The 21,440-nt window shown below is 72.8% G+C and carries 19 protein-coding genes; 10 read left to right on the plus strand and 9 right to left on the minus strand.

Annotated elements, in window-relative coordinates:
- Window positions 1–123: 123 nt before the first annotated feature.
- Window positions 124–2,466, minus strand: a complete 2,343-nt coding sequence (locus tag Athai_RS27465; protein ID WP_203964159.1) for an arylsulfatase — start codon at window positions 2,464–2,466, stop codon at window positions 124–126.
- 284 nt (window positions 2,467–2,750) lie between these two features.
- On the minus strand, window positions 2,751–3,629 hold the full coding sequence (locus tag Athai_RS27470) for a CAP domain-containing protein (RefSeq protein ID WP_203964160.1): 879 nt from the start codon (window positions 3,627–3,629) through the stop codon (window positions 2,751–2,753).
- 262 nt (window positions 3,630–3,891) lie between these two features.
- Between Athai_RS27470 and Athai_RS27475 the strand changes: the two genes are divergently transcribed.
- Window positions 3,892–5,265 (plus strand): C39 family peptidase, encoded by a 1,374-nt coding sequence (locus Athai_RS27475; RefSeq protein WP_203964161.1) that lies wholly within the window; start codon window positions 3,892–3,894, stop codon window positions 5,263–5,265.
- Between the two features lie 132 nt (window positions 5,266–5,397).
- Here the strand turns inward: Athai_RS27475 and Athai_RS27480 are convergent, their stop codons facing one another.
- Both Athai_RS27480 and Athai_RS27485 read right to left on the minus strand, forming a co-directional pair.
- The gene (locus Athai_RS27480; protein ID WP_203964162.1) at window positions 5,398–5,655 is read right to left on the minus strand and encodes a DUF4229 domain-containing protein; all 258 of its coding nucleotides are present in this window, start codon (window positions 5,653–5,655) and stop codon (window positions 5,398–5,400) included.
- A 21-nt stretch (window positions 5,656–5,676) separates the two neighbouring features.
- Window positions 5,677–6,093: a hypothetical protein gene (locus Athai_RS27485; RefSeq protein ID WP_203964163.1), complete on the minus strand. Its 417-nt coding sequence runs from the start codon at window positions 6,091–6,093 to the stop codon at window positions 5,677–5,679.
- Window positions 6,094–6,196: 103 nt separating this feature from the next.
- On the opposite strand from Athai_RS27485, the gene Athai_RS27490 reads away from it, so the two are divergent.
- Entirely contained in the window at window positions 6,197–7,030 is an 834-nt protein-coding gene (locus tag Athai_RS27490; protein WP_203964164.1) for an arylamine N-acetyltransferase family protein, read from the plus strand.
- A 212-nt stretch (window positions 7,031–7,242) separates the two neighbouring features.
- Window positions 7,243–8,421 (plus strand): peptidoglycan recognition protein family protein, encoded by a 1,179-nt coding sequence (locus Athai_RS27495; protein ID WP_203964165.1) that lies wholly within the window; start codon window positions 7,243–7,245, stop codon window positions 8,419–8,421.
- A 348-nt stretch (window positions 8,422–8,769) separates the two neighbouring features.
- On the opposite strand, the gene Athai_RS27500 is transcribed toward Athai_RS27495, so the two are convergent.
- Window positions 8,770–9,405 (minus strand): hypothetical protein, encoded by a 636-nt coding sequence (locus Athai_RS27500; protein WP_203964166.1) that lies wholly within the window; start codon window positions 9,403–9,405, stop codon window positions 8,770–8,772.
- Between the two features lie 306 nt (window positions 9,406–9,711).
- On the opposite strand from Athai_RS27500, the gene Athai_RS27505 reads away from it, so the two are divergent.
- The 3 genes from Athai_RS27505 to Athai_RS27515 all read left to right on the plus strand — a co-directional run bounded on the left by Athai_RS27505 (window position 9,712) and on the right by Athai_RS27515 (window position 16,317).
- Window positions 9,712–11,211, plus strand: coding sequence for an NlpC/P60 family protein (locus Athai_RS27505; RefSeq protein WP_203964167.1), 1,500 nt, complete (start codon window positions 9,712–9,714; stop codon window positions 11,209–11,211).
- A 304-nt stretch (window positions 11,212–11,515) separates the two neighbouring features.
- The gene (locus Athai_RS27510; RefSeq protein WP_203964168.1) at window positions 11,516–15,553 is read left to right on the plus strand and encodes a hypothetical protein; all 4,038 of its coding nucleotides are present in this window, start codon (window positions 11,516–11,518) and stop codon (window positions 15,551–15,553) included.
- Between the two features lie 140 nt (window positions 15,554–15,693).
- The gene (locus tag Athai_RS27515) at window positions 15,694–16,317 is read left to right on the plus strand and encodes a putative glycolipid-binding domain-containing protein (RefSeq protein WP_203964169.1); all 624 of its coding nucleotides are present in this window, start codon (window positions 15,694–15,696) and stop codon (window positions 16,315–16,317) included.
- Window positions 16,318–16,411: 94 nt separating this feature from the next.
- Here Athai_RS27515 and cds1 read toward each other — a convergent pair whose 3' ends face one another.
- From cds1 to Athai_RS27530, 3 genes are read right to left on the minus strand one after another with little or no spacing between them, the layout of a single operon-like run.
- Window positions 16,412–17,503 (minus strand): L-cysteine desulfhydrase Cds1, encoded by a 1,092-nt coding sequence (gene cds1, locus Athai_RS27520; RefSeq protein ID WP_203964170.1) that lies wholly within the window; start codon window positions 17,501–17,503, stop codon window positions 16,412–16,414.
- Between the two features lie 59 nt (window positions 17,504–17,562).
- Window positions 17,563–18,114: a Clp protease N-terminal domain-containing protein gene (locus tag Athai_RS27525; RefSeq protein WP_203964171.1), complete on the minus strand. Its 552-nt coding sequence runs from the start codon at window positions 18,112–18,114 to the stop codon at window positions 17,563–17,565.
- Between the two features lie 2 nt (window positions 18,115–18,116).
- Entirely contained in the window at window positions 18,117–18,338 is a 222-nt protein-coding gene (locus Athai_RS27530) for a helix-turn-helix domain-containing protein (RefSeq protein WP_203964172.1), read from the minus strand.
- Between the two features lie 135 nt (window positions 18,339–18,473).
- Here Athai_RS27530 and Athai_RS27535 point away from each other — a divergent pair, with 135 nt between their 5' ends.
- From Athai_RS27535 to Athai_RS27545, 3 genes are read left to right on the plus strand one after another with little or no spacing between them, the layout of a single operon-like run.
- Window positions 18,474–18,953, plus strand: coding sequence for a methylglyoxal synthase (locus Athai_RS27535; protein WP_239157202.1), 480 nt, complete (start codon window positions 18,474–18,476; stop codon window positions 18,951–18,953).
- 41 nt (window positions 18,954–18,994) lie between these two features.
- A complete protein-coding gene (locus Athai_RS27540; RefSeq protein ID WP_203964173.1) occupies window positions 18,995–19,192 on the plus strand; it encodes a hypothetical protein in 198 nt (65 codons plus the stop codon).
- The gene (locus Athai_RS27545) at window positions 19,189–19,575 is read left to right on the plus strand and encodes a type II toxin-antitoxin system death-on-curing family toxin (RefSeq protein ID WP_239157203.1); all 387 of its coding nucleotides are present in this window, start codon (window positions 19,189–19,191) and stop codon (window positions 19,573–19,575) included. The genes Athai_RS27540 and Athai_RS27545 overlap by 4 nt, the downstream gene beginning before the upstream one ends.
- Here Athai_RS27545 and Athai_RS27550 read toward each other — a convergent pair.
- A complete protein-coding gene (locus Athai_RS27550) occupies window positions 19,565–20,059 on the minus strand; it encodes an Lrp/AsnC family transcriptional regulator (protein WP_239157204.1) in 495 nt (164 codons plus the stop codon). The genes Athai_RS27545 and Athai_RS27550 overlap by 11 nt on opposite strands.
- A gap of 135 nt (window positions 20,060–20,194) precedes the next feature.
- Between Athai_RS27550 and hppD the strand changes: the two genes are divergently transcribed.
- Window positions 20,195–21,394 carry a 4-hydroxyphenylpyruvate dioxygenase gene (hppD, locus tag Athai_RS27555; RefSeq protein ID WP_203964175.1) on the plus strand — a complete coding sequence of 400 codons (1,200 nt, stop codon included), beginning with the start codon at window positions 20,195–20,197 and terminating at the stop codon, window positions 21,392–21,394.
- Window positions 21,395–21,440 lie beyond the last annotated feature (46 nt).

Here is a 21,440-nt window from a genome sequence, read left to right on the forward strand (position 1 = left end):
TGACGGCCCGGCGCTCCGGTCCCTACCGTGCGCGAACCCCGCGCACCCTGTCCCCACGCCGCGCGAGATCCGGGCACCCGCGGCTCGCGGTGGGTGCCCGGCGCACCCACCGCGACCGTGGCGTCATTCGCGGCTGGCCATCGCGACCGCTTCCTTCTCCAGGTCGACGAACGGCTCGCCGGACACGTCGACGATCGCCTGGTGGATGGTGCCGCCGACGAACTCGTACGGCGAGACGCCCGGGTAGTCGTCGGTCACCGGCTCGGCCGGGTCCCGGCCGACGTTGAGCCCCTCGCCGACCAGCGAGAAGTTGCCGGGCTGGGTGGTGATCCGGCCCTCGCCGACCTTCCGGTCGTTGAGGTAGAGCGTCAGCGTGCCGGTGGCCGGCATCGCGTCCCCCTCGCGTTCGAACACCGCCGCCGCGACCACCTCGCCGGTCGGCAGGTCGGTGTCCGCCTCGACGACCTGCAGGTTGCTGCCGACGAAGTTGTACACGTACTTCAGCCGGCGGTCCCTGACGTAGAGGCTGTGCCCGCCGAACCGGGCGCCCTGCGAGAACAGCACCCCGTTGGCGTCGGGCGAGTCGACGTCGAGAGACACCGCGATCTGGTAGCTGCGGTTGCGGATGTTGACCGCGGCGGATTCGGGCACCTCGGCGGCGTCCGGGTAGTAGACGTACCGGTCCCGGGGCGGCGAGATCTGCGGCCGGGTCGGGTCGGCCAGCACCTCCACCGCGGTACGGTCGTCCAGCGGCAGGCCCTGGTACTTGCCGGCCTCGTTGAACCAGATGTTGATCATCTCGTGCAGCTTGGCCGGGTGCTCGGCCGCCAGGTCGTGCATCTCGGTCGGGTCCTGGCTGGTGTCGTACAGCTCCCAGCGGTCGTGCTCGAAGTTGCTCCACCCGGCGATCGTCGGGTGCACCGAGACCGCCTTCCAGCCGCGGTGCCAGATCGCCCGGGAGCCGAGCATCGAGTAGAACGCGGTCTGCTTGGGGGTCGGCGCGTTCGCGTCCTCGAACGTGGCGCGCAGGCTGACGCCCTCCAGCGGGATCTGCTGGAACCCCTTGACCTCCGCGGGCAGTTCGATGCCCAGGCAGTCGTACACCGTGGAGACGATGTCGGTGGCATGGCAGTACTGGTGGCGCAGCTCGCCGTGCGCGGAGATGCCGCGCCGCCAGGAGATGATCAGCGGGTCCGCGACGCCGCCCTCGAAGTTGTAGCGCTTCCACAGCTTGAACGGCGTGTTGAACGCCCACGCCCAGCCCGACGGGTAGTGGTTGTACGTCGCCGGCGAGCCGATCCGGTCGAGGTAGCGGAGGTTCTCCGCCATGTCGTCCGGGATCGAGTTGAAGAACTTGTTCTCGTTGACCGACCCGTTCGGCCCGCCCTCGGCGCTGGCGCCGTTGTCGGACACGAACACCACGAGGGTGTTGTCCAGCTCGCCGGAGGACTCCAGGAAGTCCAGCAGCCGGCCGATCTCGTGATCGGTGTGCGACAGGAAACCCGCGTACACCTCCGCCATCCGGCAGAACAGCCGCTGTTCGTCGGCCGACAGCGAATCCCAGGGCCGCACCACGTCCAGGTCCGGCCACTTCTTGCCGTCCGCGCTCGTCTCCTCGACGTACGGGTTGATCGGCGTCAGTTCGGCGTTGTCCGGCAGCACGCCGAGCTGCTTCTGCCGCTCGAAAACCAGCTCCCGGTACCGCTCGTAGCCCATGTCGAACTTGCCGGCGTACTTCTCGATCCACTCGGCCGGCGCGTGGTGCGGGGCGTGCGTGGCGCCGGGACAGAAGTACATGAAGAACGGCTTGTCCGGCGCGATCACCTTGGCGTCCTTGACGAACTCGATCGCCTTGTCGGTGAGATCGGTGGTGAGGTGGTAGCCCTCCTGCGGCGTCGCGGGCTGCTCGACCGGGTGGTTGTCGTACACCAGATCCGGGTACCACTGGTTGGTTTCGCCACCGAGGAAGCCGTAGTAGCGCTCGAATCCGCGGCCGATCGGCCAGTTCCGCTTGGTGGACGCCATGTTCATCTCGTCGGACGCGCACAGGTGCCACTTGCCCAGCATGTACGTGTTCCAGCCGCGCTCGCCGAGCACCTCGGCGATCGTCGCGCACTCGAACGGGATGTGCCCGTTGCCGTTGGGGAATCCGGTGGTGGCCTCGGCAATGCAGGCCATCCCGTTCGTGGTGTGGTTGCGCCCGGTGAGCAGGCTGGACCGGGTCGGCGAGCACAGCGCGGTGGTGTGCCAGTTGGTGTAGGTCAGCCCGGACTCGGCCAGCCGGTTGATGTTGGGCGTGTCGATCAGCCCGCCCCACGGCTGGGCGGCCGAGAACCCCATGTCGTCGAGGACGATGTAGAGGACGTTGGGCGCGCCCTCCGGTGCGGTCGGCTGCCCGTACGGCTCCCAGTCCGGCTCGGAATCGCGGATGTCGACGTTGATCACGCCGTTGAACTGCTTGGCCACTTCGCTCTCCCCGTGACGAATCTCGCCGGGGCATGGCAGCTCGAGAGATCGCTACGAAAAGCTGTGCCCTGCAGATCTCTCCACGGTTCCGGCACCACCGGCGAACAACAAGAGACCACCTGTCGCAGTACGTTCGACTTGCCGATTCGACTGTAGTTGAGCGGGTTTCGGGTCGACGGCGGAACGCGTGAACGGGTTCCGCGACCGCGCCGGCAACCTGCCGCCAGGTGGACCGGACGGGTGCGGTACCGGACGCCGGATCCGTCCCGGCGGCCGGCAGCCGATCACACGTAGCCGAACAGCTCGGTCCAGTAGTAGCCGTAGGACCCGCCGCGGGCGAAGCCGATGCCGGTGGCGTGCGAGTCGCAGTTCATGATGTTGGCGCGGTGCCCGGAGCTGTGCAGCCACGCCTGCACCGCATCGTGCGGGGTGCGCTGGCCGGCGGCGATGTTCTCCGCCGATGGCTGGTCGTAGCCGGCGGCCTTGGCCCGGTCCCACGGGGTGCTGCCGTTCGGCGCGGTGTGGTCGAAGTAGTTGTGCGCGGCCATGTCCGCGCTGTGCCCGCGGGCGGCCTTCGCCAGCCGCGCGTCGTACCGCAGGGCGCCGCAGCCGGCCGACGACCGGGCCGCGTTGATCTCCGTCAACACCTGCTGCTCGTACCGGCTGGCGAGGCTGGTGCCGGTCGACTCGGCGGACGAACCGGAGCCGGTCGAGTGCGACGCCGAGCCGCCACCGGAGTGCCTCGGCGTCGCGGACGCCGAGGCGCGCTTCGACGGGCTGGCCGACGCGGAGGCCGAGGCGGACCGGGACCCGCTCGGCGACCCGGACGGGGTGGTACGGGCACCGCCACGGCTGGCGCGGTCCGGCGCACCCCGGCCGTCGTTCACCCCCAGCGCGGTACCGACGACACCGTCCGGGTGCTGGTGCACCCAGTGCCAGCCGTACCCGCCGGCGGCCGGCACGGCGATCGCGAGCGTGACCGCGACCAGTACCGCGATGCGGCGGCCGCGGTGCCGGCGGGTGCGGTGCCGGCCGGGACCGGGCGACGGGCTGCCCGGCCGCGGCGCGCCGGCCTCGCCGGGTGGCGTCCAGCCGAAGTCGCGCAGGGTGCGGCGGATCTGCGGTGTCTCTTCGGATCGTGCCGATCGGCGTGCCCCGCGCATCGCGTCACCGTATCGGGCGACCCGGCGCAAGCGCAGCCCATAGGTGGCGTTGACCACCCGCCCGCCGGCGGGTGGTAAACGGTGATTCGACCGGTTTCCTGCCGCTACGGGCCGGTCAGGCTGGGCTGTTCCCGGTGCGGCACTGGTCCGTACCGCTTTGCCGGTAACGAGAAATCTTCCATCCAACCGAAGCTCTGGCGAAAGTTCTCGACCTGGAGAATAGTGACGGGCGTCGTGGAACCTTTGCGCATATGGAGCTGCAATGACACGTTCCCTCTCGGTCAGCCGACGCACCCTCCTCGGTGGCGCGGCCGCGGTCACCGGGGCACTGGCGGTGCCCGGTAGCGCCCTCGCCGCGCCGGGCCGCGGCAAACCCGCGACCGACGACGTCCCGATCAACTACCACGGGTACACCAAGCTCGCCGACTGGTGGCGCGGCCACAACGACGGCACCGTGGTGTGGCCCGGCCGCAAGCCCGGCGTCGTGATCGCCCGTCCCGTCGGTACCACCAGCTACACCGACCCGCACACCAGCACCACCCGCGAGTACGAGTACGCGACGTGGACCTCGCCGGTGTACAAGCTCGACTTCGGCGCCACCGAGCTGGTCTCGTCGTGGAACGCCGACACCCCCGAAGGCACCTGGATCCAGGTCGAGATGCAGGGCAGCTACACCACGGGCAACAAGACGCCGTGGTACGTGATGGGCCGCTGGACGGCCGGCGACAGCGACGCCGACATCCGCCGCACCTCCCTGGACGGGCAGGGCGACGAGTGGTCCGGGGTGTACACCGACACGTTCGCGGTCGACTCCGACGACGCCGCGAACGGCGTGCTGCTCACCGACTACCAGCTGCGACTCACCCTGTACCGGCCGAAGGGCAGCCACGCGACCCCGCTGGTGTACCGGCTGGGCGCGTTCGCCTCCACCATCCCGGCGCGGTTCGACGTGCCGGTCTCCACGTACGGGCTGCGCGGCCACGTCGAGATCGACGTCCCGACGTTCTCCCAGGACATCCACGCCGGCCAGTACCCGGAGTACGACAACGGCGGCGAGGCCTGGTGCAGCCCGACCTCGACCACCATGGTCCTGTACCGCTGGGGCAAGCACCCGACCGCGCGGCAGCTGGCGTGGGTGGACCCGAGCTACGCCGACCCGCAGGTCGACTACTCGGCCCGGTACACCTACGACTACCAGTACGAGGGCTGCGGCAACTGGCCGTTCAACGCCGCGTACGCCGCCACCTACGGCGGGCTGGACTGCATCGTCACCCAGATCCGCTCGCTGAACGAGGCGGAACGGCTCGTCGCGCACGGCATCCCGGTGGTCTGCTCGGTGTCGTTCTACGCCAGCGAGCTGGACGGCGCCGGCTACAACACCTCCGGCCACCTGCTGGTGATCGTCGGCTTCACCGCCGACGGCGACGTGATCGTCAACGACCCGGCGTCGGCCGACGACAGCAAGGTGCGGCACGTGTACGAGCGGCACCAGTTCGAGACCATCTGGCTGCGCACCAAGCGCCACCTGACCAGCGGCGGGACCGGCAGCGGCTCCGGCGGCGTCGCCTACCTGTACAAGGCGTCGCACCTGCCCTGGCCGCAGGTCACCGACCGCCGCAACCCCAACTGGGGCTGATCGGCAGCCGGGGCGGCTCGCGGCGTCCGGGCCGGGACGCCGCGAGCGGCCCCGGCGTCCCGGGCGCTCGTCCGGGCGCCCCTCGACCCGCCGGCGTCGCGTTCCCCCACGCGGCGACCGGCGGGCCGATCGCTACTTGGCGTTGTCGTCCTCACCGGAGAGCGCGGCCCGCAGCCGCTGCTTCTCCTCCTTGCGCCGCCGCACCGAGCCGTCGATCCGCTCGGCCATCTGCTCCCGCCACCTGCGCAGCACGAAGTAGGACAGCGGCATCGACACCACCAGGGCGATCATCAGCGTGACGAACAGGTTGAGCCCGAACGGATACACCGCGGCACCGATGACGACGAACAACCCGATCCGCCCGAGCGTGTACTTCACCGCAGGGCTCACCGTCGTGTCTCCTCACTCGCCTCACTCAACGAAGCGGATCCCGTAGAACCAGACCGGCGCGTACACCAGCACGCCGACCGCGGCGCCGACCGAGCCGGTCACCAGCGCCGGCAGCCCGGACGCCAGGTAGGCCAGCCCGTACCCGGCGGCGCCACCGACGAGCACCGCGAGCAGCAGCGCGATCAGCATGATGCCGAGCCGCGAGCGCACCCCGCGCCAGGCCCGGAAGTCCTCGACGTAGAGCCAGAGCGCGAGGATCGCGATCAACCAGCCGCGGGACGAACCCACCTCGCCCACCCCGACCAGCGAGCTGAGCACGTCGATCACGGTCAGCGCCAGGAACGCCACCACCAGCCAGACCACCGCGGCGGCGATCAGGTCGCCGAACCGCGCCACCCGGCCGTCCGGATCACGGCGCGGAAACCTCGCGCGCTCCATCGCACCCCTGCCCTCACCGACACCTCGTTCACCGAGAGTACGCGGGGCGCCCGGCACCGCCGCCCGCCGCCGGGGTGTCGTACCGCTCGGGCATCATCGCGGCGTGATCGAAGCGACCGAGTACCTGGCGCGGATCGGGCACGCCGGCCCGGTGCGGCCCGATTCCGGCACTCTCGCCGCGCTGCACCGCGCGCACCTCGCCACCGTGCCGTACGAGAACCTCGGCATCCAGCTGGGCCGGGTGCCGGCGCTGACCCGCGACGCGCTCTACCGGCGGATCGTCGGCGAGCGCCGCGGCGGTTTCTGTTTCGAGCTGAACGGAGCGTTCGGCCTGCTGCTGACCGAGCTGGGGTTCCCGGTGCGGTTCGTGTCCGCCGCGGTCAACCGGCTCCGGGACGGCGAGTCCGCCTGGGGCAACCACCTCGCGCTGCTGGTCGGCACCGAGCGCGGGCCGATGCTCGCCGACGTCGGGTTCGGTGACGGGTTCCTGGCGCCGCTGCCGCTCGCGATCGGCAGCCACCGGCAGCCGCCGTTCGAGTTCCAGCTGCGCCGTGACCTGGCCGGGGTCTGGCACCTGGTGCACCACCAGGCCGGGGCCGCGCCGGGCTTCGAGTTCCGTACCGACGCGCTGGAGCTGGCCGAGTTCGCGCCGCGCTGCACCGCGCTCGCCACCGACCCGGCCTCGCCGTACCTGCGGACGCTGCTCGTGCAGCAGCCGCGGGCCGACCACTCGCTGAGCCTGCGGGCCCGGTCGCTGACCCGCTCCGCGCTGGCCGGCCGGGAGACCCGCGAGCTGACCGAGATCGACGAGTTCGCGGCGGTGCTGGTCGACGAGTTCGGCCTCCCCGCGCTGCCGCCGGACGAGCTGGCCGCGCTGTGGCGCCGCGCCGGCGCCCAGCAGACCGCCTGGCACGCCGCCCAACCAGCGCGACGGTGACCGCCGGTGCGGCGGTCGGGCAGGGACGCCGAGCCAGCGCCCAACCGGCCATAGCCGCACATTACGAACAACCGGCAACGGGGACTCGGCGTCCACAGATCACGATTCGGGGCTCGGTGTGCAGGTGGGGGTCACCGGCACCGCGTTTGTCAATATCCTCCGATGTCGGCACCACTTCCCGCATATCTCTGCCATAGCCGGAAGGGACCCCCATGACCCCACCCCAGCACGGGATCAGCCGCCGCACCGTCGTCCGTACCGGTGTCGGCGGCGCAGCCGTCGCCGGCGCCGCCGGCCTCGGGCTGCTCGCCGGCGCCGACGCGGCGCTCGCCGACTCCGGCGCCACCGCGGCGGACGCCGCCGCACCCGCCACGAAGATCCCGTGGATCATCGACTGCGCCGGCTGGAACGCCCGGTTCGTCCCGGACAGCGACCTGACCATCCGGTACGGCACCACCCGCAAGATCGTGGTGCACCACATGGCGTTCCCGAACGTCACCGACTACTCCGAGGAGCACGCCAAGCAACTGGCGCGCGACTGCCAGGACCTGCACATGGACCACAACGGCTGGGCCGACACCGGCCAGCACTTCACGGTCAGCCGCGGCGGGTACGTCCTGGAGGGCCGGCACGAGTCGCTGCCGTCCCTGGAACTGGGCACCCAGCAGGTGCAGGGCGCGCACTGCATCGGCGAGAACACCCAGTCGATCGGCATCGAGAACGAGGGCACCTACGTCACCGAGACCCCGACGGTGCCGCAGTTCACCGCGCTGGTCCGGCTCTGCACCACCATCTGCCAGCAGTACGGGATCCACGCCTGGAACATCTTCGGCCACTGGGACTGGAACAACACCGACTGCCCCGGCATCGCGTTCTACCGCGAGTTCCCGACGCTGCGCCGCGAGGTGGCGGCGGCGTGCGGCGAGCGGCTGGCCGACGTACCGGCCCGCACCTGGCCGGACATCTTCACCTCGTCCGCCGGCTCCACCGTCACCACCCTGCAGTACCTGCTGGTCGCGAACGGGTACGACACCGTGACGCCGAACGCCGCGTTCGACGCCGCCACCAAGGCCGCGGTGCAGGACTTCCAGGCCAAGCACGGTTTCGAGGTGGCCAGCGACGGCACCGTCACGCAGCCGACCTGGGAGGCGCTCGCGCCGCGGCTGCTGCCGCACGCCAGCGGCGACGCGGTGAAGGCGGCGCAGAGCATCCTCGCGCACAAGGGCTACGACGTGACCGTCGACGGCAACTACGACGGCGCCACCCGCCAGGCGGTACGCCAGATGCAGCGGCTGCACGGCCTGCCCCCGAACGGGCTCGCCGACACCACCACCTGGTGCGCGATCCTCGGGGGCATCGTTCGCCAGGAGTTCGCCAACCTGCACCACTGATCGGCGTTTGCCGATCGGGGGGGCGGTGCGGCGCGCTTCGCCTGGATGGTGTTCGTGCCGGCGGTGTAAAGCCCACCTCTGTCCGCCGTCTTCACCCCGCGTGGGGGAACGTGGGGAGGGGCTTCGCCCCTCCCCACACCCCTCCCCGTCAAGGGGGCAGTCGCCCCCTTGACGATCCCCCGCCGGGGAAGCGGTGGCGAGATCCTGACGCCGCCGGGCCCGCTTCGGACGACGGGGATTGTGGGCGGGCGGGATGCCGCCGGGCCCGCCTCGGAGCGTCGGGGATCGGATCCGGACGCTGCCTGGCCGTTTCGGGAGGGCGGGGCGGCGGGGTGTGCGGGGCGTGGATCAGGTGAAGACGGACTGGGGTTCGGCGCGGCGGTCCGCGGCGGGGGTGGCCGGGCCGTAGTCACGGACCGTGCCGAAGTCGGCGTCCCGGTGCACCGGGGTGCCGCCGGCGTCCCAGATCAGCTCGGCGACGTGCTGCGGGTCGAACCCGTCGGCCGGTACCAGCAGGTCGGCGACGCCGAAGTCGAGCAGCAGCTGCGCGGTCGACTCCGGGTGGCTGGCCAGGTCGCAGCCGATGGTGACGGCCTCGTCGAACAGCAGCCGGCACACCGCGAACAGCTTGAGCATCTCCGCCGGTGACACCTCGTGGCCGTCCGGCCCGGCCGCCGCGCGTACCGGCGCGAACACCCGGGTCGGCTGGTCGCGCAGCGCGAGCAGTTCGGTGACCCGGTCGGCGGCCGGCTGGCCCGGGGTGTACTGCCAGGTCAGCACCTGCGGCGTGGCGGCCGGGTCGGCGACCGGCAGGTAGCTGGTGACCGCGCCGGCGGCGGCGACCCGGCGGGCGTGCGCGAGGCCGCCGAGCCAGGCCAGGTCGTCGCTGCCGAACAGGGCGACGGCGTCGTCGGCGGTCAGCCGGGAACCGGCGGCCAGCCTGGCCTCGATGTCGGCGCGTACCGACAGTTCTGGTGCCGCCATGGCGCAACTCCTCTCCCCGCCACCGACCTGCGCCGGCACCGTCTGCGACTCGTCCCGTCGAGCCTACGAGCCCGGCTTCGCCGGGTCCGGCACCGCCCCTGTTCCCAGGCTTTTGTGACCGGCGATCGGTAGAAGGTTCGCGGCGTGTGCCGTACCGTGGTGACCGCCTTGGCGAGGTTCATCAGGGTCTGCGGCCAATGCCGGCGACGGCGGTCGCGGCGCGCAACTTGGCCGCGGCGATCGGGCCCGGCGACGGTGATGCGGGATGGTGAGATGCGGAAAGCGGCACGGCGGACAGACCGCAGGATGCGACGTCGACCGTGGTTGGCGGCCGCCGGCCTGGCCGCGGTCATCCTCGTCGCCGGCGGCGCCGCGGCCTCGGCCGGCGGCGCCCCCGCCACCGCCGCACCGAACGCGACCGGCGCCTCCGCCGTCGACGGCCAGGGCAGCGGCGCACCGGCCGCACCGCCGGACGCCGGCGCCAGCCCGCAGACCGGCGGCCCGGTGGTTCCACCGAGCACCGGCAGTACGCCCGGCAGCACCGACCTGCCCGCCGCCGGTACCGATCCGACCGGGCCGTTGAGCAGCCGGATCGCCACCCAGACCGTCAAGGTGCAGACGCTCGCCGAGCAGGCCAAGCAGGCGCAGGACCAGATCGACACCACCAAGTCGAACGTGGACGCCGCGAAGCGCAACCTCGACCTGGCCAAGCAGGAGATGCACTACTTCCAGAACCGGGCCGGCGACAACGGCGGCAAGGCGTACCGCAGCGCGGCGAAGATCCCGCGCCGGCTGGACCCGTCCGCCCGGGAGTACCGCCAGCTCGCGAAGCTCGCGCCGTGGCTCGCCGAGCCCGGCACCGTGCAGGGCAGCTCGGCCGGCGCCTCCTACCAGCAGGCCAAGAAGCTGTACGCGGCGGCGGACTCCGCCTACCAGAAGGCGCTGAAGGACCAGCGCACGGCGCAAGACCACTACGCCTCGCTGCGCAAGCAGCTCAAGCAGGCCCAGTCCGACCTGAAGAAGCTGCAGGACCAGAACAAGACCTCGGTGTCGGCCCTGCAGCAACAGCAACAGCAGGCCACCCGGCAGTACCTCGGCACGGTCGGTGGCGCGGTCGACGGCATGCAGGCGAACCCGAAGGCGCTCGCCGCGGTGAAGTTCGCGCTGCGCCAGCTCGGCAAGCCGTACGTGTGGGGTGCCGAGGGGCCGAACGCGTACGACTGCTCCGGCCTGGTGCTCGACTCGTACCAGCATGCCGGGGTGGCACTGCCGCGCATCGCCGACCAGCAGTACCGCGCGACCGCCGGCTCACCGGTGCCGCTGTCCAAGCTGCTGCCCGGCGACCTCATCTTCTACGGCACCACGCCCGGGGTCTCCACCTCGATCTACCACGTCGCGATGTACGTCGGGCACGGCAAGGTCGTGCAGGCGCCGACGTTCGGTATCCCGGTGCAGGTGGTGCCGCTGTCGCTGGGCGGGTTCTACGGCGCCACCCGGGTGGTGCCGGCGGTGAGGAAGAAGCCGACGAAGCCCACGCCGCCGACGTCGCCCAGCCCGTCACCGTCCGGCACCTCACCGAGCCCGTCGCCGTCCGGCACCTCGCCGAGCCCGTCGCCGTCCGCTTCCGGCGGGACCACCCCGGGCGGCCCGTCGACCTCGCCGAGCACGTCACCGTCCACCTCGCCGTCCGGTTCGTCGCCGAGTTGCTCGGCGAGCCCGTCGCCGTCCGACTCCGCGTCGCCGAGCCCGAGCCCGTCGGCGTCGGCCAGCCCGTCGGGGTCGGCGAGCCCGTCGCCGACCTGCTGAATCAGCCACTGTCGAACGAGCTGGACACTGCATGCCGGTACCCCGCCGGTACGGTCCGTGGCGTCGACTCCAGTGGGTCTCATGATGTGGGCAAACCAAGTGATCCCTGTCAAATGAACGCCGCCGATGCCTCGTAGGCTCACGTGGCCGGGTCGATCCTGACCGGGCAGCGTGACGTTCCCTTCGATGGCCCATGCGCAGCGTGGGCCTGATCGCGGCGATATGGCACCGTGAACGGAGCGTTTGCCGGAAGCCTTGGGAGGGCTCGATGGAAGACCGGACGTGTTCGACGTGCGGTGAGCGCGTGCCACCAGCCGTGGGCATCTGCCCGCGCTGCGGCACGCCGGTCGACCAGCCACCGGCTGCCGGCCAGTACCGGGCGCCCGGCGGCTCGGCGCAACCGCCGTCCTGGCCGCCCGCCGACCAGCCGGGCTCTCCGGCAGGCCAAGCCGGCCCCTGGGGCGCCCCGCCGGCGGGCGCTGCCGGCGGCAACCCGTGGGAGTCGCCCGCCCAGCCCGCCGGCGGCGGGTGGGACGGACCGCAGCGGTCGGCCGGCCACGAGAGCGTGCCGCCGGAGTCCACCCCGTGGGGCGCGCCGCCGGCCGCACCGGCGAACGCCTGGGGCGAGCCGCCGGCACAGCACGGGGCGGCCCCCGCACAGCACGGCCAGCCCGACGCCTGGGGCGAGCCCGCGCAACCCGACGGCCGACCCGACGCCTGGGGCGAACCCGCGCAACCCGACGGCCGACCCGACGCCTGGGGCGAACCCGTGCAACCCGACAACCGGCCCGACGCCTGGGGCGAGCCGGCGCAACCCGACGGCCGGCCCGCCGGGGGCGGGAATCCGTGGGGCGAGCCGCCGGCCGCCGAGGCGTCGGGCGCACCCGGCTGGGGCGGCCGGCCGGAGCCGACTTCGCCCGACGCCGGACTGCGGGACAGGCCCGACCAGGCCGACGACCCGGTCTCGCCGGCCGAACCGCCGGAACCGCCGCCCGGCTGGGGCGAGCCGCAGGTGGACGAGGCCGCGGCACTACCCGAGCCGTACCAGCCACCTCCGCCGCCGGTGGACGGGCCGGTCTGGGCCGGCGGTGCCGCGCCCGGCCCGGAGGAGCCCCCGAACCCGGCGCCGGCCGACAGCACGGATGCCCCCGCCGACCTGGGCGGCTACGACTCGGACGAGCTGCCGCCGGACCCGTGGGCGACGGCCGCACCGGCGGGCGACGGCGAACCGGCGGGCGATTCGCCGTCGGGCACCGACCGGCCGGCACCCTGGTCCGACCCCGCCCCGCTGGAGCAGCCGGACGGCGGGCAGCACGCGCAGCCGGGCGACGCCGGCGCCGGCGGCTTCGCGGTGCCCGACCAGCAGCCCGTGGATCGCTACGCACCCGCGGACGGCGGCTTCGCGGTGCCCGACCAGGCACCCGCGGACCGCTACGCCCCGGCCGAGCAGGCCGGCTTCGCGGTACCAAACCAGGAACCGGTGGACCGCTACGCACCCGCGGACGGTGCCGGTGGCTTCGCGGTGCCCGACCAGGCACCCGTCGACCGCTACGCACCGGCGGACAGCGGCTTCGCGGTGCCCGACCAGGCGCCGGTCGACCGCTACGCGCCGGACGGCGGTTCCGGCAGCTCCGAGCAGCCGCCAGCCGACCGGTACACGCCCGCGGACGGTGCCGGTGGCTTCGCGGTACCCGACCAGGCGCCCGTCGATCGTTACGCGCCGGCCGACGGTGGCTCGGGAGCGCACGCCGCGCAGGACGACTCGGCCGGTGCCGGACACGGTGCGGCGCCGGGCGGCTTCGCGGTGCCCGGCCAGGATCCGGTCGATCGGTACGCGCCGGCGGACGTCGCGGCGCAGCCGTCGGGGGCGGTGGACGGCGGGTCGCCGTGGGCGGCGTTCGCCGACGCCTGGCAGGAACCGGTCGACCAGTCGGCGCCGCCGGCCGGCGGGGCCACGCAACCCGGCCACGAGCCGGTCCGCCCCGAGTCTGCCCGGCCCCAGCAGGCCGATCACTCGGCGGGCCCCAGCCACGCGCAGCCTGAGCCGGCGGCCGGGTACGCCCAGCCGGCACCGTCCGGGTACGACGCGGACCGCCCGGCACCGTCCGGGTACGACGCGGACCGCTCGGCACCGTCCGGATACGGGCAGGCCCGCTCCGAGCAGCCTGGTCATGCGCAGTCACGGCAGGAGCAGGATGCCGGGCCGGCCGCGCCGGTCGGGCACGATCAGGCCCGGCCCGAACCGGTCGAGTACGGCAGGGGTGGCGACCCGGCCCGGCACTCGCGCGGCGATGACGCGCCACGGCCAGCGGACGACGGGCCGCCGGCCGCGTGGCCACCGGCCGCGGCGCCGTGGCCGGGCGACGACGTGCCGCCGGTGGTTGCGGCGCGTGGCCGGGCGACGGTGCCCGCCGCGAACCGGATCAGTGCCGAGGAACTCGCCTCGCTGCTGGACCAGGGCACCGGCGGCGAGCCGAGCCCGGCGCAGCCCGTGCACCCGGCGCAGCCGCCGGCCGCGGCGCCGTCCCCGGATCCGGCCCCGGCGAACGCCGAGGCCGACGCCGCGCGCGGGGCGAACGCCTGGTGGGAGCACGGTGCGCCGGGCGACCCGGCCGCGGCCGGCAACGCCGAGCCCGGCCGGCCCGGGTGGCCGCCGTCGGGCGAAGCGCACGGCGCCGGCCAGCCCGGCGGGCTGCCGCAGCGCGACACCAGCGACCCCTACCGGGCCCAGCAGCCCGACGCGTACGGCGGGCAGGACGCGGGGTCCTACCGCGCCGCGCCGCCGGACGCCGGCCCGGGCACGTACGGCGCGGCGGCCACGCCGCAGGGCGACGGCCCGTTCGGCGCACCGCAGGGCAACGGGCAGTACGGCGCACCACGAAGCGACGGCCCGTTCGGCGCACCGCAGAGCAACGGGCAGTACGGCGGGCCGCAGGGCGACAGTCCGTACGGCGGGCCGCAGGGCGACGGCCCGTACCGGTCGGCGAGCCAGGCGGGTGCGCCGCCGAGCCAGGCGTACCGGCAGCCGGCCGGTTCACCGGACGGCCAGTACGGGTCGGGGCAGCAGCCGGGCGGTCAGCAGTACGGTGGGTCGCAGTACGGCGAGCCGGCGCAGGACCAGGCGTACCCGCCCGGGCAGTACGGCGCGCCGCAGCAGCAGTACGGCGCGCCCGGCCAGCAGCCGGCCGGTGGCCAGCCCGGCACGTACGGGGCGCCGGCGGATCCGCGCTATCCGAACTCCGCGCCGCCGTTCCCGGCCCCGCCGGAGCCGAACGGCGCCGCGCCGGACGCCGGTTCGTGGTGGCAGAGCGGTTCGGACCGGGCCGGCGGCGAGCAGGCCCGGCGGGACGGCGGCGAGGGCGGCGGTACCGGTGGGGGCGGTCCAGGGGGCCCGGGCATCCACCACGGACAGCAGAATCCCGCGTTCCTGGGTGACGGGGCCGAGGCTCCGCCCGGCTCCCTGCCACCCGCGCAACGCTTCGCTGCCCAGCTCGCCGCCGAGCACGACCGCACCGCGGCCGATGCGGACCGCCCGCAGGCACCGGACCGGAACGAGTACCGGTCCGCCGCCCCGGGCCGGCACGAGCAGCAGCAGGACAACCCCGCCGGTGCCGCTCGGTACCAGCCGGGCGGTGCGCCGGGCTCGACGCCCGGCGGAGCCGGACTCCCCCGGCGGCACGGCGCTGGAGCGAACGACGAGGCCCGGGGCCACCCCGGCGACGCCGACCCGAACAGGACCGCCGGGCCGGGTGGCGACGCGCACACCCGACCCGACGCCGGTCCGAACAGGACCGCCCCGGCCCGACCCGACGCCGATCCGGCCCGGCACGATGCCGGTCCGGGTGGCGACGCCGGAGCCCGATCCGGCGACGCGGGCGAGCCACGGTACGCGACGGATCCGCCGCCCCGGCCGTGGACCGACGCGGACCGGGCCGCCGCCCGGCCGAACCCGGCCGGCGCACCGCCGTGGGCCCAGGACGGTGCCGCCGGCCCGGCCCGGAGCGCCGCCGACGGCACCGGCTGGTCATCCACCGCGCCGGGCCAGCCGGGCCCGAACGCCGCGGGAGCCGGCCCCGGCGGTACGCCCACGCCGGGCGCGCCGGGCGGAGGCCGACCCGGGCCGGGCAGTGGGGCATCCGCGCCGGCCGGCTATCCGGCGCTGAACCCGCTGGAGACGACCGGGTCGCTGGCCGGCAGCATCCTCGGGCCGCGAAACGCGCCGCCGGACGCCACCGGCGACCTGCGGCAGCAGACGTCGACCCGGCGCACCCTGCTGGTACTGCTGGTCGGCGTGGTGTTCCTGGTACTGATCGGGGTGGGGCTGTGGGTGTTCCTGTCCTGAGCGGTGCGGGCGGAAAGCACCGTCGGTCCCGCTGATCCGGCCGTCGGCGTGGCAGGCTGGTCGGGTCCGCCGCGACGACCGGGAGGCGGGAGCCGACCGGCCGCTCCGACGGCGGTGGATCGCGGACCCGGGAGGCGGAGATGGCGACGCTGGGCAGGTCGGCGCTGTGGCGTCGGCTGGACACCACCGGCACCGAGCACGTGCTGTACGACGACAGCCAGGGCCTGCGCGCTCGCGGCACCGTCGTCAGCGCCGACCCGGTGCCGTACGTGTGCCAGTACCAGCTGCTCACCGATGAGACGTGGGCGACCCGGATGTTCGAGGTCGAGGCGGAGGGTGCCGGCTGGCGGCGCCGGGTGCGGCTGGAGCGGGCCGCGGGCCGGTGGCGGGTCACCGCGAACGAGGCGGGTCGGCTCGACCAGCTGCTCGCCCGGGCGGGGCGCCCCGGTGCGGCGCTGCCCGGTGCCGAGCTGCCCGAGGAGTTGACCCCGGCCACCGACGTCGACCTGCAGTTCTCGCCGCTGACGGCGATGCTGCCGCTGCGCCGGCGCGGGCTGCTGCACGAGCCGGACAGCGTGCCGCACACGATCACCGCCGCCTGGGTGTTGCTACCGGAGCTGACGGTGCTGCCGAGCGAGCAGACCTATCGGGCGGTCGGCGACGACAAGGTGCGCTACCAGTCGGGGTCGTTCGCGGCCGAACTCACCGTCGACCCGGACGGGCTGGTCCGGCACTATCCCGGCCTCGCCGACCGCGTCGGCTGACCTCCCCCGCGCCGTTGATCATGGTGTTGTCCGGCTTGGACATCGATGTCTTCTCGGACAACGCCATGATCGACAGCGTCCCGGGCGCGGCGGGTCAGGGTTCGCGCCAGTGGCCGGTGGCGAGGAACCGCTCCACGGTGGCCAGGTACGGCGCCGGGTCCAGGTGCTGCGCGGCGAGCCAGTCGTCGTCGTAGTACGTGCAGGCGTAGCGGTCGCCGGAGTCGCACAGCAGCGTCACCACGCTGCCGGTCCGGCCGGCCGCGCGCAGCTCCGCGATCAGCGCGAACGCCCCGCACAGGTTGGTACCGGTGGAGCCGCCGACGCGCCGCCCGAGCAGCGTCGCCGCGGCCCGCATCGCGGCGATCGACGCCGCGTCCGGTACCCGCATCATCCGGTCCACCACGCCGGGCAGGAACGAGGGTTCGACCCGCGGCCGGCCGATGCCCTCGATCCGGGATCCGGCGTTCACCGTGTGCTCCGCGTCGTCGTCGACCCAGCCCTGGTAGAACGCCGAGTTCTCCACGTCGACGACGGCGAGCCGGGTCGGATGCTGCCGGTACCGCAGGAACCGGCCGATGGTCGCGGACGTGCCGCCGGTACCGGCGCCGACCACGATCCACTCCGGGATCGGGTGCCGTTCCAGCGCCAGCTGCTCGAAGATCGACTCGGCGATGTTGTTGTTGCCGCGCCAGTCGGTGGCGCGCTCGGCGTAGGTGAACTGGTCCATGAAGTGCCCGCCGAGCTTGCCGGCCAGGGTGCGCGCCTCGGCGTACACCCGGGACGCGTCGTCGACCAGGTGGCACCGGCCGCCGGCGAACTCGATCAGCTCGATCTTCTCCGGGCTGGTGGACGCCGGGATCACCGCGACGAACGGCAACCCGAGCATGCGCGCGAAGTACGCCTCGCTGACGGCGGTGGAGCCGGACGACGCCTCGACGATCGTGGTGCCCTCGGTGATCCAGCCGTTGCACAGCCCGTAGAGGAACAGCGACCGGGCCAGCCGGTGCTTGAGCGAGCCGGTCGGGTGCACCGACTCGTCCTTCAGGTAGAGGTCGATGCCCCAGTCGAACGGCAGCGGGAAGGCGAGCAGATGGGTGTCGGCGCTGCGGTTGGCGTCCGCGGCGACCTTGCGCACCGCGTCCGCCACCCAGCCGCGGGCGGCGTTGCCCCGGTCGAGTTGTTCCACCCGGCGACGGTACCGCGCGGTGGGCCCCGGTTCCGGCACCCACCGCAGCGTCGGCAGGATCACGCGGCCTGGTGCGGCAGTTCCCGCTCGACCGCCTCGCGTACCGCGTCCGGCTCGACGCCGAGCGCCCGAAGTGTCGCGGTCGCCGGGTTCGGCTCGGCGCCGACGACCCCGAGCAGGATGTGCCCGTCGTTGATCTCGGTGTCCTGCCGGTGCACCACCTCCCGCACGGCCAGCTCCAGCGATTTCTTCGCGGCCGGGTCGAACGGGATGTGCCCGGCCTGGAACGGCTTCGGTGACCGGTCCAGCGCGCCCGGCCCGAACGACTCCTCGGCGGCGCGCTTCACCTCGGCCAGGTCGATGCCGACGGTGGCGAGCGCGTCGGCGTCCAGCGCGTCGTCGTGCTGGTGCCCCAGCCCCGCCACGTACGCCCGGGCCGGCTCGAACCCGACCCCGAGCGAGGCGAGCGCCGCCGCGCCCGGCCCCCGGTCGATGGCGAGAATGCCGAGCAGCACGTGCTCGGTACCGACGTGGTCGTGCCGCAGCGCCCGGGCCTCTTCCTGGGCCATGACCACGGCCGCGCGGGCACCCTTGGTGAACCGATCGAACATCGTCAGCGATCCTTTCGCCCTTTGGCATGTTTCTTGTGGACGGCCTGCCGGCTGACCCCGAGCAGCACCGCGATGGCCTCCCAGGACCAGCCCTGGTCGCGCGCCGCGGTCACCTGCAACGCCTCCAGCCGCTCGGCGAGCTCGCGCAACGCCCGCACCGCCCGGAGGCCGATCGCCGGATCCTTGCTGCCGGCCGCCTCGGCCAGCTGCACTCCAGTAGCCATGCCGTCAACCTACGTTGACATCGGGCCCGTGTCAACCTTGGTTGACGCCACGGTGTGCCGGTTACCGCGCGGGCACGTCCGACGTCACCCGCCCGACACCGTCGGCGAGGACACTGGGAGAGCCCGCAAAACCCGATGCAGCAAGGGGAACGCGACATCATGCCGCAGCAGCCGCGGACGGTACGGACCATCGCGATGGTCGCGCACGACAACAAGAAGGTCGAACTGTTGCGCTGGGCCGACTTCAACCGGACCACCCTGCGCGGCCACCGGCTCTACGCCACCGGCACCACCGGTTCGATGCTGCAGTACGAGTTGGGGCTGCCGGTCACCCAGTACCTGTCCGGGCCGGTCGGCGGCGACCAGCAGATCGGCGCCAAGATCGCCGAGGGCGAGATCGACATGCTGGTCTTCTTCTGGGACCCGCTGGAGGCCCAGCCGCACGACCCGGACGTCAAGGCGCTGCTCCGGCTGGCCACGGTGTGGAACATCCCGGTCGCGACGAACGTCGCCACCGCCGACTTCCTGATCTCGTCACCGCTGTTCCACGGCGACTACGCGCCCCGGCGCCCCGAGTTCGCCCCCCGCAACCCCACCGACCTCACCCCGGAGTGAGTCAGTACCGATTCTGGTACTGGATCAGGTACCATCGCGGCATGGCAGCACTCAACGTGGCTTTCGACGATGATGAGATGGACGAGCTGCGCCGAGTCGCCGAAGCAGAGGGCGTCAGCATGAAGGCCCTGGTGCACAAGGCGACGATTCATTCTCTGCACGAGCGCAGGGTGCAGACGGCGACGAAACGTACGGTCGACGCGCTGGCCGAGGTGAACAAGCGGCTGGCCGAGCTGTGACCGAATCGGTCGAATATCTCGACATCGAGGACATTGTCGCCATCGCGAGCACGATCGCCGGCGAGCGAATCGCGCCACGTGACCTCGGCCTGCTCGCCTCGGCAGTGGCCCGGCCGCAAGCGAGCATGTTCGGGCAGGATGCCTATCCCGACCTACACGTGAAGGCCGCCGCGCTGCTGCATTCACTGGCCGCCAACCATGCCTTCGTGGACGGGAACAAGCGCACCGCGCTCAACTCCGCGATCGTGTTCCTCGACATCAATGGTCATCCGTTGAGCAAGCCGGTTGACATCGATGCCATGGTGAAGCTGACCCTTGCCGCGGCTCAATCGCAGCTTGATCTCGCCGCGATCGCCGACGGGCTTCGCACATTCACCGATTGATGGTCCCGGCTTCGGTGACCAGCGGGAGGACGCGGTAGGCGATCTGCTCGTCCAGGGCGATGATCGTGGAGCAGCGGACCACCCCGTCGTAGCCGAGGATCAGGTCGATGACGCGCTGCAGGTCGGCGTTGGAACGCGCCACCACCCGGCACATCATGTCGCCGGCGCCGGTGATCGTGTGCGCCTCCAGCACCTCCGGGATCGTGCCGAGGTGCCGGGCCACCTCCCGGTGCCCCCGGTCCTGCCGGATCTCCAGCGTCAGGAAACCGGTCACCGGATAGCCGAGCGCCACCGGGTCGATGCTCGGCCCGTACCCACGGATCACCCCACGGCTGGTCAGCCGATCGAGGCGGGCCTGCACGGTGCCGCGGGCGACGCCGAGCCGGCGGGAGCACTCCAGCACGCCGATCCGCGGTTCGGCGGTCAGCAGGGAGAGCAACCGGACATCCAGGCTGTCCAGTGAATGCCCGGATTCGCTGTACACATTGCGCACTGTCTCACCGCCCGTGACCGGCTTGTGGAGCAACCTGACCAGCATTCTCTCGCACTATTGCCCAATGGTGGCCGGCTGCACGATGCTGCCCGCATCCAACCGGTACGACAGCCTGGGAGGCGCACCATGACCACCGCCATGGACCGTCCGGCCGACAACATCGACGAGGCCACCCTGATCGGGGCCGTCGAGCACGACATCAGCGCGGACCCGTTCCCGGTCAAGGGGCTCGACCACGTCCGGTTCTACGTCGGCAACGCCAAGCAGGCGGCGCACTACTACTCCTCCGCGATGGGCATGACCGTGGTCGCCTACCGCGGCCCGGAGCAGGGCCAGCGGGACCTGGCCGAGTACGTGTTGACGTCCGGTTCGGCGCGGTTCGTGATCACCGGTGAGGTGCACGCCGGTACCGCCGTCGGCGAGTCCTGGGCCAAGCACGGCGACGGCATCGTCGACCTGGCGCTGGAAGTACCGGACGTGGACCGGAACTACGCGCACGCGGTGGCGCAGGGCGCGGTCGGGATCGAGGAGCCGCACGACGTCGGCGACGAGCACGGCACGGTGCGCGTCGCGGCGATCGCCACCTACGGCGAGACCCGGCACACGCTGATCGACCGGTCGCGCTACGACGGCCCGTTCCTGCCCGGGTTCGTCGCGCGTGAGCCGATGGTGAACCGGCAGCAGCTGATCGACGCCGGCCTCCAGCCGAAGCGGTTCTTCCAGGCCATCGACCACGTCGTCGGGAACGTCGAACTGGGCAAGATGGACTACTGGGTCGACTGGTACAAGAAGGTCATGGGCTTCACCAACATGCAGGAGTTCGTCGGCGACGACATCGCCACCGAGTACTCGGCGCTGATGAGCAAGGTGGTCGCCTCCGGCACCCGGAAGGTGAAGTTCCCGCTCAACGAGCCGGCGGTGTCCAAGCGCAAGTCGCAGATCGACGAGTATCTCGAGTTCTACGGCGGGGCGGGTGCGCAGCACATCGCGATCGCCACCAACGACATCCTCGCCAGCTACGACGCGATGCGCGCCGCCGGCGTGGAGTTCCTGAAGACACCCGACTCGTACTACGAGGACCCCGAGCTGCGCGCCCGGATCGGCACCGTCCGGGTGCCGATCTCCGAGCTGCAGGACCGGGGCATCCTGGTCGACCGGGACGAGGACGGCTACCTGCTGCAGATCTTCACCGCACCGCTGCAGGACCGGCCGACGGTGTTCTTCGAGCTGATCGAGCGGCACGGCTCGATGGGGTTCGGCAAGGGCAACTTCAAGGCGCTGTTCGAGGCGATCGAGCGCGAGCAGGAACGCCGCGGCAACCTCTAGCCTCGCGCCCCGTACTTCCGGCGCGGGTCGCGCCAACGACGTCGCG

Source organism: Actinocatenispora thailandica (assembly GCF_016865425.1).
Taxonomy (GTDB): Bacteria; Actinomycetota; Actinomycetes; order Mycobacteriales; family Micromonosporaceae; genus Actinocatenispora; species Actinocatenispora thailandica.